The sequence below is a fragment of the Geobacter sp. genome (genome assembly GCA_009684525.1).
GTDB lineage: Bacteria > Desulfobacterota > Desulfuromonadia > Geobacterales > DSM-12255 > Geoanaerobacter.
The window spans coordinates 16,428-28,096 of sequence record WKKR01000002.1; the positions used below are offsets into that span (position 1 = coordinate 16,428).

Annotated in this window: 10 protein-coding genes; all 10 read left to right on the top strand. The window is 63.2% G+C overall.

The window, feature by feature from the left end; all coding sequences use genetic code 11:
- The first annotated feature begins 104 nt into the window (after window positions 1-104).
- Window positions 105-1,091 carry a recombinase RecA gene (gene recA / locus GJT30_06400; protein ID MSM39233.1) on the top strand — a complete coding sequence of 329 codons (987 nt, stop codon included), beginning with the start codon at window positions 105-107 and terminating at the stop codon, window positions 1,089-1,091.
- 32 nt (window positions 1,092-1,123) lie between these two features.
- Entirely contained in the window at window positions 1,124-2,290 is a 1,167-nt protein-coding gene (locus tag GJT30_06405) for a PilT/PilU family type 4a pilus ATPase (protein MSM39234.1), read from the top strand.
- An 11-nt stretch (window positions 2,291-2,301) separates the two neighbouring features.
- Window positions 2,302-2,835 (top strand): regulatory protein RecX, encoded by a 534-nt coding sequence (locus GJT30_06410; protein MSM39235.1) that lies wholly within the window; start codon window positions 2,302-2,304, stop codon window positions 2,833-2,835.
- 51 nt (window positions 2,836-2,886) lie between these two features.
- The gene (gene alaS, locus GJT30_06415; GenBank protein ID MSM39236.1) at window positions 2,887-5,517 is read left to right on the top strand and encodes an alanine--tRNA ligase; all 2,631 of its coding nucleotides are present in this window, start codon (window positions 2,887-2,889) and stop codon (window positions 5,515-5,517) included.
- A gap of 36 nt (window positions 5,518-5,553) precedes the next feature.
- Complete coding sequence (locus GJT30_06420) at window positions 5,554-6,675, top strand: response regulator (GenBank protein MSM39237.1); 1,122 nt, start codon at window positions 5,554-5,556, stop codon at window positions 6,673-6,675.
- A gap of 117 nt (window positions 6,676-6,792) precedes the next feature.
- Entirely contained in the window at window positions 6,793-7,671 is an 879-nt protein-coding gene (gene argB / locus GJT30_06425) for an acetylglutamate kinase (GenBank protein ID MSM39238.1), read from the top strand.
- Window positions 7,668-8,867 carry an acetylornithine transaminase gene (locus GJT30_06430; GenBank protein MSM39239.1) on the top strand — a complete coding sequence of 400 codons (1,200 nt, stop codon included), beginning with the start codon at window positions 7,668-7,670 and terminating at the stop codon, window positions 8,865-8,867. The genes argB and GJT30_06430 overlap by 4 nt, the downstream gene beginning before the upstream one ends.
- Complete coding sequence (gene argF, locus GJT30_06435) at window positions 8,864-9,772, top strand: ornithine carbamoyltransferase (protein ID MSM39240.1); 909 nt, start codon at window positions 8,864-8,866, stop codon at window positions 9,770-9,772. The genes GJT30_06430 and argF overlap by 4 nt, the downstream gene beginning before the upstream one ends.
- Window positions 9,773-9,926: 154 nt before the next feature.
- Window positions 9,927-11,147: an argininosuccinate synthase gene (locus GJT30_06440; GenBank protein MSM39241.1), complete on the top strand. Its 1,221-nt coding sequence runs from the start codon at window positions 9,927-9,929 to the stop codon at window positions 11,145-11,147.
- Between the two features lie 70 nt (window positions 11,148-11,217).
- A complete protein-coding gene (locus tag GJT30_06445; protein MSM39242.1) occupies window positions 11,218-11,664 on the top strand; it encodes an NUDIX domain-containing protein in 447 nt (148 codons plus the stop codon).
- Window positions 11,665-11,669: the final 5 nt, after the last annotated feature.

Genomic DNA, 11,669 nt, shown 5'->3' on the forward strand with positions numbered 1-11,669 from the left:
CCTTCAATGCTGCCGGTATTCCGACCACCGGCCGTTCGACAGCAACCGACCCTCTTGCACTGATGTCATGAGGTCCAACCGATCACCCAATGGAGACCGTGCAGATGAGCGACCGTGAAAAAGCGATAGACCTGGCGCTTAGCCAGATAGAAAAACAGTTCGGCAAGGGCGCCATCATGCGCCTGGGCAATGACGAGCCTCTGCCCGACATTGCCGCCATATCCACCGGCTCCCTGTCGCTGGACCTGGCCCTCGGCGTCGGCGGCGTTCCCCGCGGCCGCGTGGTCGAGGTCTTCGGCCCGGAGTCGTCGGGCAAGACCACCCTCGCCCTCCATATCGTTGCCGAGGCACAGAAACTGGGCGGCATCGCCGCATTCATCGATGCCGAGCACGCCCTGGACATCGGCTATGCCCGCAAGCTCGGCGTCAAGACCGACGACCTGCTGGTATCCCAGCCCGATACCGGCGAGCAGGCCCTGGAAATCTCGGAGATGCTGGTCAGAAGCGGCGCCATCGACGTGCTGGTCATCGATTCGGTGGCGGCCCTGGTCCCCAAGGCGGAGATCGAGGGAGACATGGGCGACTCGCACATGGGTCTCCAGGCCCGGCTCATGTCCCAGGCCCTCCGGAAGCTGACCGCCATCATCTCCAAATCCAACTGCTGCGTCATCTTCATCAACCAGATCCGGATGAAGATCGGCGTCATGTTCGGCAACCCCGAAACCACCACCGGCGGCAACGCACTCAAGTTCTACGCCTCGGTCAGGATGGACATCCGCAAGATCGCCAGCCTCAAGCAGGGCAACGATGTCATCGGCTCGCGGACCAGGGTCAAGGTGGTGAAGAACAAGGTGGCCCCCCCCTTCAAGGAGGTCGAATTCGACATCCTCTACGGCGAGGGGATCTCCAAGGAAGGGGATCTGCTCGACCTGGCCGTGGATCGCGGGCTGATCGAAAAGAGCGGCGCCTGGTTCTCCCATGGCAAGGACCGGATCGGTCAGGGGCGCGAGAATTCCCGCATCTACCTGAAGGAACACCCGGAACTCGTGGCCCAGATCGAAACCGACCTGCGGAGCCAGATCGGCCTGTAGTCCTGATGAGCCAGCCTTCCAGGGGGTAAGCCATGGAATTGAACGACATTCTTAGCATAGCGGTCAAGGCGCGGGGTTCCGACATCCACCTGAAGAGCGGCCAGTTCCCCATTGTCCGGATTGACGGCAAGCTGCATCCGATCCCCAACACTACGCGCCTTACCCCCGACATGATCTCGACCCTCGCCATGGGGATCATGAACGAACGGCAGAAGAAGCAGTTCACCGAGCACTACGAGGCCGACCTGGCCTACGGGGTGCCCGGCCTCGGCCGCTTCCGGGTCAGCGCCTATTCCCAGCGGGGATCGGTGGCCATGGTTTTCAGGACCATCCCCTTCACCATCCCCTCCCTGGAGGCGCTCAACCTCCCGCCGGTGCTCAAGAAGATCGCCGCGGAAGAGCGCGGCCTGATCCTGGTGACCGGGACCACCGGCAGCGGCAAGTCGTCGACCCTGGCAGCCATGATCGACTACATCAACGACAACAGGACCGCGAACATCATCACCATCGAGGACCCGGTGGAGTTCCTGCACCGCGACCGCAAGAGCATCATCAGCCAGCGCGAGGTCGGGTTCGACACCGCCTCCTTCGGCACGGCCCTGAAAAGCGCCCTGCGCCAGGACCCCGACGTCATCCTGGTGGGAGAGATGCGCGACCTGGAGACCATCGAGACCGCCATGGCCGCCGCAGAGACCGGGCACCTGGTCATGTCCACCCTGCACACCCTGGACGCCACCGAGACCATCAACCGGATCATCTCGGTCTTTCCCCCCTACCATCAGCGTCAGGTCAGGACACAGCTCTCCTCGGTCATCAAGGGGGTCATCTCCCAGCGCCTGGTCCCCCGTGCTGACGGCAAGGGAAGGGTCCCGGCGGTGGAGGTCATGATCGGCACGGCGCGCATCCGCGAATGCATCGACGACGAACTGAAGACCAAGCAGATCCCCGAGGCCATTGCCCAGGGGGTCATCTCCTATGGCATGCAGTCTTTCGACCAGTCGCTGATGAAGCTCTTCTCCGGCAAGCTCATCACGTACGAGGAGGCGGTCCGCCAGTCCTCCAACCCCGACGACTTCGCGCTCAAGGTCTCCGGCATCTCCTCCACCTCAAACGCCACCTGGGACCAGTTCGCCAAGGAACAGGATCATCACGACGAACCTGTCGCCGAAGAGGAACCGCTGAAGATCGAGAAGTATTGATGGCGGGACGGATGCCGCGCGGGGACGCGCCACCGGCCCGGCAAAACCGGCAAACCGGCCCGTCGCACGAAGAGAGAGACCCTGCCGCTGCTGCACGCGACTGCGCCTACCGGCTTTTGGCCCGCCGCGACCATTCGGCGGCCGAGCTGCGGCGCAAACTGCTCCAGCGCGGCTTTCAGGATGAAATCGTGCAGGCACTCCTCGACCGCCTGACGGAATCGGGCTTCCTGAACGACCGTCGTTTCGCCGAACGATGGGTGGAGGCGGCGCTGACCAGCGGACGGAGTTTCGGCCCCCGGCTCCGGATGGAACTGCAGCGCCGGGGCATCGCCAGCGAGCTGGCTGCCGAGGTGTCTGCCAGGGCAACGACGGAGATCGATGAACATGCGGCGCTTCGCGAGCTGGTAGCGCGCAAGATGCCGGCCTTTGACCCGCTGACCGCATCGGACCGCGAGCGGAGGCGGATCTTCGGCTATCTCCAGCGCCGCGGTTTTTCCACGGCCGCGATCATCTCGCTGCTCCGTGCGGGAACGGAGACCGGCTGAACCCCACAATATCTGCATCCGACGATGCATCCATCCTATGAAGAGGTTTTCATGACAGGCACAGAACTCAGAGCACGCTTCCTGACCTTTTTCAACGAGCGGGGCCATACCGTGGTCGCCAGCTCCAGCCTCATCCCCCACAACGACCCGACCCTCCTCTTCACCAATGCCGGCATGAACCAGTTCAAGGACTGCTTCCTCGGCCTGGAAAAGCGTGACTACGTGCGGGCCTGTTCGTCCCAGAAATGCGTCAGGGCCGGCGGCAAGCATAACGACCTGGAAAACGTCGGCCGGACCGCCCGGCACCATACCTTTTTCGAGATGCTCGGCAACTTCTCCTTTGGCGATTATTTCAAGAAAGAGGCCATCGCCTTTGCCTGGGAGTTCCTCACCAAAGAACTGAAGCTCGACAAGAACCGCCTCTACGTCACGGTCTACACCGACGACGACGAAGCTGCCGATATCTGGCACAACCAGGAGGGGGTCCCGCGCGAACGGATCTACCGTTTCGGCGAGAAGGACAATTTCTGGTCCATGGGGGATACCGGCCCCTGCGGACCCTGCAGCGAGATCTTCTGGGACAACGGCCCCGAGGTCGGCTGCGGCAGCCCGGACTGCGCCGTCGGCTGCGACTGCGACCGCTACATGGAGATCTGGAACAACGTCTTCATGCAGTTCGACCGCTCCAGCGACGGCACCCTGACCCCGCTTCCCAAGCCGGCCGTCGATACCGGCATGGGCCTGGAGCGGATCTGCACCGTCATGCAGGGGGTGAAGTCCAACTACGACACCGATCTTTTGCAGGGGATCATCAAGCATATCGAAAAGCTTTCCGGCAAGCGCTACCGCACCAACGACAGGGACGACGTCTCCATGCGGGTCATCGCCGACCATGCCCGGGCGGTCACCTTCCTGATCTGCGACGGCGTCCTCCCCTCCAATGAGGGAAGGGGCTACGTACTGCGCCGGATCATGCGCCGGGCCGCACGACACGCCAAGATGCTCGGCTTTGCCGATCCGGTCCTCTACCGCGCCGTCGATGCGGTGAACAGCTTCATGGGCGATGCCTTCCCCGAACTGCTGGAGCGCGAAGAGTACGTCAAGAAGGTGATCCGGGCCGAGGAGGAGCGCTTTGCCGAGACCCTCGACCGGGGCCTGGCCATCCTCAACGACGAGGTGGCAACCCTCAAGAACCGGGGAGAGCGGGTGGTGCCCGGCGAGATCGTGTTCCGCCTCTACGACACCTTCGGCTTCCCGGTCGATCTCACCGCCGACATCGTGGCCGCCGAAGGGTTCACCCTGGACGAGCCGGGTTTCGAGGCGTGCATGGAGCGGCAGCGGGAGCAGGCCAGGGAGCACTGGAAAGGCTCCGGCGAAGAGGGGATTGCCGCCATCTTCAAGACCCTCCACCACCAGGGGATGCGCAGCCGTTTCGTGGGGTACGACGAAAAAGCGGCCTACGGCACGGTCGTTGCCATCCTCAAGGCGGGCCAGCTGGTGCAGGAAGCCGCGGCAGGCGACGAGGTGGAGGTCATCACCGACACCACCCCGTTCTATGGCGAGTCCGGCGGCCAGGCCGGCGATACCGGTTCCATTTCCACCGGAGCGGCCCACCTGCAGGTGCGGATGTCCAGCAAGCCCTTCCCCGACCTGACCGTGCACCATGCCGTGGTGCAGGAAGGGGTGCTGCGCCGGGGGGATGCCGCCGACCTGAAGGTGGAGTCCTGCGAGCGAAACGCCACTGCCCGCAACCACACGGCGACCCACCTGCTGCAGTCGGCACTCCGCCAGGTGCTCGGTGATCACGTCAAGCAGGCCGGCTCACTGGTGACCCCGGAGCGGCTCCGCTTCGACTTCACCCACTACACCGCGGTGACCGCCGATGAACTGGTCCGGGTCGAGGAGCTGGTCAACGGCTATATCATGGACAACACCGATGTCATGGCCAGCGAGATGAATGCGGCCGATGCCATGAGCAGCGGCGCCACGGCCCTGTTCGGCGAGAAATACGGCGACCGGGTGCGGGTCGTCCGCGTCGGCGAGGTGAGCGCCGAACTCTGCGGCGGCACCCACGTCAGGGCAGCCGGGGATATCGGCTTCTTCAAGATCGTCACCGAAACCGGGATCGCCGCCGGGGTCCGCCGGATCGAGGCGCTCACCGGCAACGGCGCGCTCCGCTACGTCCAGGAGATCGAGGAGGGGCAGCGTCGCGTCGCCTCCCTGCTCAAGTCCGAGGGGAGCGACCCCCTGGAGAAGCTGGAAAAGATGCTGGCCCGCCAGAAAGAGCTGCAGCGCGAGCTCGAAACCCTGCAGGGGAGGCTCAATGCCGCCCAGTCGGCCGATCTGCTGGCAGGCGTGCAGGAGGTTGCCGGCATCAAGCTCCTTGCCACCAAGGTCTCCGTGGCCGACGCCAAGGGGCTGCGGGAACTCTCCGATACCCTGAAGGACCGCATCGGTTCGGGGATCGTCGTCCTGGGTGCCGAAACCGACGGCAAGGCCCATCTCCTGGTGGCGGTCACCAAGGACCTGACCGGCCGCTACAAGGCCGGCGACCTCATCCGCCAGCTCGCCCCCCTCATCGGCGGCAGTGGCGGCGGCAAACCCGAACTGGCCCAGGCCGGCGGCAGCCAGCCCGAACGGCTGCAAGACGCCCTCTCCGGGGCAGCCGAACTTCTGACCTGACAGCAGCCTATTCCCGGCCCGCACGAGAGGAGCAGCATGACTCCGACCAGCGCCCTGCTTGGTGGCAACGACCAGCAGACCAAGACCATCCTCATCGTCGATGACGAGGCGATCATCCGCGACCTCTGCAGCAAGGCGCTCAAGGGCTACCGGGTTTTCGAGGCGGGGGACGGCGACGAAGCCCTGGGGCTCTTCGAAAAGGGGGGGATCGATGTCATCCTCACCGACGTGATGATGCCCAGGATGAACGGCATCGACCTCCTGAAAAAGGCCAAGGAGATCGATCCGACCCTGGTCGTGATCATCATGACCGGCTTTGCCGAAAAAGAGATCATCCTCAACGCCCTCAAGGCCGATGCTGACGACTTCATCGCCAAGCCCTTGAATCTCTTGCAGCTCAAGACTGCCGTCGACAAGGCGCTGGTGAAAAAGGAGCTCAAGGAAGAGCTGGCCAGCCTCAGGAGCCTGGATCGGCTCAAGACGAACTTCCTGTCGCTCATCTCCCATAAATTCCGGACCCCCATCACCGCCATCTCCCTCTTCCTGCAGAACATGGCAAACGGGCTCTACGATACCAGCGATCCCTCATTCGAGCAGAGCATCCGGATGGTCTACAACGAGTCCTGCTACCTGGAACGGCTCGTTGCGGAACTCCTCACCTTCAGCAAGGTCATGGCGAACGACGAAGGGCTCAGGTTGGAGCTGTGCGACCTCTCCGCCCTGATCATGCAGGCGCTGGCCGAATCCCGCGAAGTAGTCGGCAAATCCGGCATCCAGACCGATCTCAACCTCGACTCGCTGCCGCCAACCACTGTCGACCGTGAGAAGATCGCCTTTGCCATCTGCCAGGTACTGGAAAACGCCTACAAATTCATCGGCGACACCGGCACGGTCAGCGTCAGCCTCAAGGAGCAGCAGGGGCAGGCGGTCATCCAGGTTCTCGACAACGGCATCGGCATCTCCAGGGAGAACCTCCCCAAGATCTTCGAAAAATTCTACCAGATCGATCCTGCCCAGACGGGCCAGGTCCGTGGATTCGGCCTCGGGCTCTACTATGCCCGGGAATTCATCCGACTGCACGGCGGGACCATCAGTATCGACAGCGAACCGGGGCTGGGGACGCGGGTGGTTATCACCATCCCCCTTGCCACGGCCTGAGCCTCTCACCCCCCGTGCCGAACCGCTCTGTACCCTCTTTCGTGTTGATTATTCCTCGTCTTCTGCTATAGTAGCACCTTTCGACTCGGCACCCACTGCACAAGGCGGAGCTATCCCATGCAGCACCTCATCGAGAAGGCCTCCACCCTCATGGAGGCACTCCCCTATATCCGGCGTTTTTCCGGCAAGACCGTGGTCATCAAGTACGGCGGCCATGCCATGGCCGACGAAGCGCTCAAGGAATCCTTCGCCCTCGACGTCATACTGCTTAAATCCCTGGGGATCAACGCGGTCATCGTCCATGGCGGCGGGCCGCAGATCAACGAAACCCTGAAGCGGTACGGCATCGTCTCCGAATTCGTGCGCGGCATGCGCGTCACCGACGCCCAGACCATGGCCGTGGTGGAAATGGTGCTGGTCGGCCAGGTGAACAAGGAGGTCGTCGGCTACCTGAACCAGCACGGTGGCCGCGCCGTGGGGCTTTCCGGCAAGGACGGCACCCTGCTCCTCTGCGAAAAGATGCTCCAGGAGGTGAAGGGGGAAGACGGCACGACCGAGATGGTCGACATCGGCTACGTCGGCAACGTGGTAAAGGTCAACCAGGAACTGATCCAGACCCTGGAGCACGGGAAGTTCATCCCGGTGATCGCTCCGGTCGGGGTCGGTGCGGCTGGCGAGAGCTACAACATCAATGCCGACCTTGTGGCGGGCCGGGTGGCCGGGGCGCTGAAGGCGGAAAAACTGATCCTGCTCACCGACGTGGAAGGGGTGAAGGACAACCGGGGGAGCCTGCTCTCCAGCATCGAGCTGGACGACGTGCCGAACCTCATTGACAGCGGTGTCATCACCGGCGGCATGATCCCCAAGGTCAGCTGCTGCGTCGACGCGCTGAACGAGGGGGTCAAGAAGGCCCACATCATCGATGGCCGGGTATTGCATGCAGTGCTGCTGGAGATATTCACCGATGTCGGCGTCGGTACGGAGATACGGAAATGAACGGAGCCCAATGGATTGAAAAATCCGACAAGTACATCATGAAGACCTACGGCCGATATCCGATCGTTCCGGTGCGGGGAGAAGGTTCCATCCTCTGGGATGCCGATGGCAAGCGCTACCTGGACTTCCTGGCCGGCGTTGCGGTGAACAGCCTTGGACACTGCCATCCCGCCGTGGTAAAGGCGATCCAGGAGCAGGCCGCAACCCTGATCCACTGTTCCAACTACTACCAGATCCCGAACCAGATCGAGCTGGCCGAACTCCTCTGTACCCACTCCTTTGCCGACAAGGCATTTTTCTGCAACAGCGGCGCCGAGGCCAACGAGGCCGCCATCAAGCTCGCCCGCAAATACAGCCGGGACACCTACGACAACCCGGAGCGCTACGGGATCATCACCGCCACCGATTCGTTCCACGGCCGGACCATGGCAACGGTTTCCGCCACGGGCCAAGCAAAGGTGCAGAAATTCTTCGACCCCCTGCTGCACGGCTTCCAGCATGTCCCCTTCAACGATGCTGCTGCCCTGGCAAGCGCCGTCACCCCCACCACCTGCGCCGTGATGCTGGAGCCGATCCAGGGCGAAGGAGGGGTCAACGTTCCCGACTCCGGCTACTTCCAGGCGGTGCGGGAGATCTGCGACCGCAACAACCTGCTCCTGATCTTCGACGAGGTGCAGGTCGGCATGGGGAGGACCGGCAAGCTGTTCGCCTACGAGCATTTCGGCGTCACCCCCGACATCATGACCCTGGCCAAGGCACTGGCCGGCGGGGCTCCCATCGGCACGATGCTGGCACGGGATGAGGTCGCCGCCGCCTTCACCCCCGGCACCCACGGTTCCACCTTCGGCGGTAACCCCCTGGTGACGGCCGCCGGCATCGCCGCAGTCAGGACGATCCTCGAAGACGGCCTGCTCAACCGGGCCGAAGAGATGGGCGAATATCTCCTGGGCGAACTGGAAGGGCTCAAGAAGCGCTTCTCCGTCATCACCGACGTCCGGGGTATCGGCCTGATGATCGGCATGGGGCTCACCGTGCCGGGAGCCGACATCGTCGCGAAGGGACACGAGCGGGGTCTGCTCCTCAACGTGACCCACGACAGCGTGCTCCGTTTCGTCCCGCCGCTGGTGGTGACCAAGCAGGAGGTCGACGAAATGATCGGCATCCTGGCCGGAATTCTTGCGGAGGTGCAGCCATGACGCGTCATTTTCTCGCCCTCAATCAGTACGCCAAAGCGGAACTGGATGCGCTCTTCGCCCTCACGGCCGAGCTGAAGGCCAAACAGAAGCAGGGGATCGAGCACCACCTCCTGAAAGGGAAGAATGTGGCACTCATCTTCGAGAAATCGTCCACCCGGACCAGGGTCTCCTTCGAGGTGGGGGTCTACCAGCTCGGCGCCCACCCGCTCTTCATCTCCTCCGGCACCTCCCAGATGGGGCGCGGCGAGCCGATCAAGGATACGGCCCGGGTCATGTCCCGCTACTGCGACGGCGTAATGATCCGTACCTTTGGCCAGGAGATCGTGGAGGAATTCGCCCGCTACTCCTCCGTGCCGGTCATCAACGGCCTGACCGACCTGTTCCACCCCTGCCAGATCATGGCCGACCTCTTCACCGTCATCGAGCAGAAGGGCCGCTACGACGGGCTCGTCTACGCCTGGGTCGGCGACGGCAACAACATGGCCAACACCTGGATCGAAGCAGCGGCACTGCTCGGTTTCGAGTTGCGGCTGGCCTGCCCCACGGGGTACGAGCCGGACGCCGGGGTTCTTGCCTGGGCACGCGGCATGGGGGCGAAGCTGGTCCTCACTAACGATCCCCGCGAGGCCGTGGCCGGTGCAGACGTGCTCAACACCGACGTCTGGGCCAGCATGGGGCAGGAAGCGGAACAGCAGGAGCGGGCCAAGGCATTTGCCGGCTACTGCCTGGACGACGCCCTGGTCGGCCTGGCCAGGCCGGACTGCCTGGTCCTCCACTGCCTCCCTGCCCACCGCGGCGAGGAGATCACCGACTCGGTCATCGAAGGCCCCCGGTCGGTGGTCTGGGACGAGGCGGAAAACAGGCTGCATGTGCAGAAGGCGATCATGGCAACATTGATGAAATAGTGAGCGCCGCTTTTGCGCCAGCTCGGCGTTGCCCTTCAAGAACTCTTTGTGCGACGTGGCGCTGCCACGCCTCCGCGGGTTCCTTCGGGCGCCTTGATCTGACACAAAATCGACGCTCACATGACGTTCAGTCATACAACATAAGGAGAGCAAAATGGCCAAGAAAGACGTGAAAAAGATCGTCCTCGCCTATTCCGGCGGACTGGACACCTCCATCATCCTCAAGTGGCTGAAGAACGAGTACGGCTGCGAGGTTATCGCCTTTTCCGCCGACCTGGGCCAGGGCGACGAACTCGCCCCCATCCGCGACAAGGCCCTGGCCACCGGCGCCGACAAGGTCTACATCGACGACCTGAAAGAGGAGTTCGTCCGGGACTTCGTCTACCCCATGTTCCGGGCCAATGCCATCTACGAGGGGCACTACCTGCTCGGCACCTCCATCGCCCGGCCGCTGATCGCCAAGCGGCAGATGGAGATCGCCGCCATCGAGGGTGCCGACGCGGTCTCCCACGGCGCCACGGGCAAGGGGAACGACCAGGTCCGCTTCGAGCTCGCCTACTATCACTACAATCCGGCCATCACGGTCGTCGCGCCCTGGCGCGACTGGAAGCTGAACAGCCGCCAGGCCCTGGTCAACTATGCCAAGAAGAACGGCATCCCGATCCCGGTCACCAAGAAGCGCCCCTGGTCCTCTGACCGCAACATCCTCCACATCTCCTTCGAGGGGGGCATACTGGAGGATACCTGGGCCGAGCCGCCCGAGAACATGTTCGTCCTGACCAAGGCCCCGGAAAAGGCGCCCAACAAGCCGCAGTTCGTGGAGATCGAGTTCAGGAACGGCAACGCCGTTGCCGTGGACGGCGAGAAGATGTCGCCGGCCCAGCTCCTGGCCCACCTCAACTACATCGGCGGCGAGCACGGCATCGGCCGGGTCGACCTCCTGGAGAACCGCTCCGTGGGGATGAAGTCCCGCGGCGTCTACGAGACCCCCGGCGGCACCATCCTGCGCGAAGCCCACTCGGCGGTGGAGCAGATCACCATGGACCGCGAGGTAATGCGGATCCGCGACTCCCTGATCCCCGAATATGCTCGCCAGGTCTATTCCGGTTACTGGTTCTCCCCGGAGCGGGAGATGCTCCAGGTCCTCATCGACGACTCCCAGAAGTGCGTCAACGGCGTGGCCCGGCTCAAGCTCTACAAGGGGCACTGCCGCACCGTCGGCCGCAAGTCCGAGACCAACTCCCTCTTCAACCTCGACTTCGCCACCTTCGAGAAGGACCAGGTCTTCAACCAGGCCGACGCCACCGGCTTCATCAAGATCAACTCCCTGCGCCTCCGGATCCGGGCGCTGATGCAGGCCAACCAGAAGAAATAGGCTTTCCAATCCCGATCTTCGGAGTATTATCTACAGGGACACGGCTTGCCGTGTCCCTTGTATATTTTCCATGTCCAAACCAACCTTCAAAAAAGACCATATCGTCACTTCGGTAGTTGCGGTCATCCTCAACGACGACGGCGAGGTCCTCCTTACCAAGCGGAGCGTCCCCCCCTTCCAGGGTGAATGGGTCATGCCCGGTGGCAAGATCGACCTGGGTGAGCCGATCATCGCGGCGCTCCAGCGCGAGGTGATGGAGGAGGTGGGGCTGCGGGTGGAGGTGGAGGACCTGCTGGATGTCTTCGAGCATGTCACGCCGGGCGAGGACAACTACCATTTCATCATCCTCTACTACCTCTGCCGCCCCCTCTACTGCGACATTAACTTCAATCCCGACGAGGTCGAAGAGGCCCGCTGGTTGACCAAAGAGGTGCTGGCCGACTACAAGATGCCGGACGGCACCAGGTTCATTCTCGGCAAGCTCTTCCCCCAGCATCGCCGACTCGACGACAGGTGACACGT

What these genes read in the sequence shown, in the direction of transcription:
- recA (MSM39233.1), top strand. Translation starts at nt 105, where the DNA reads ATGAGCGACCGTGAAAAAGCGATAGACCTGGCGCTTAGCCAGATAGAA.
- GJT30_06405 (MSM39234.1), top strand. Translation starts at nt 1,124, where the DNA reads ATGGAATTGAACGACATTCTTAGCATAGCGGTCAAGGCGCGGGGTTCC.
- GJT30_06410 (MSM39235.1), top strand. Translation starts at nt 2,302, where the DNA reads ATGCCGCGCGGGGACGCGCCACCGGCCCGGCAAAACCGGCAAACCGGC.
- alaS (MSM39236.1), top strand. Translation starts at nt 2,887, where the DNA reads ATGACAGGCACAGAACTCAGAGCACGCTTCCTGACCTTTTTCAACGAG.
- GJT30_06420 (MSM39237.1), top strand. Translation starts at nt 5,554, where the DNA reads ATGACTCCGACCAGCGCCCTGCTTGGTGGCAACGACCAGCAGACCAAG.
- argB (MSM39238.1), top strand. Translation starts at nt 6,793, where the DNA reads ATGCAGCACCTCATCGAGAAGGCCTCCACCCTCATGGAGGCACTCCCC.
- GJT30_06430 (MSM39239.1), top strand. Translation starts at nt 7,668, where the DNA reads ATGAACGGAGCCCAATGGATTGAAAAATCCGACAAGTACATCATGAAG.
- argF (MSM39240.1), top strand. Translation starts at nt 8,864, where the DNA reads ATGACGCGTCATTTTCTCGCCCTCAATCAGTACGCCAAAGCGGAACTG.
- GJT30_06440 (MSM39241.1), top strand. Translation starts at nt 9,927, where the DNA reads ATGGCCAAGAAAGACGTGAAAAAGATCGTCCTCGCCTATTCCGGCGGA.
- GJT30_06445 (MSM39242.1), top strand. Translation starts at nt 11,218, where the DNA reads ATGTCCAAACCAACCTTCAAAAAAGACCATATCGTCACTTCGGTAGTT.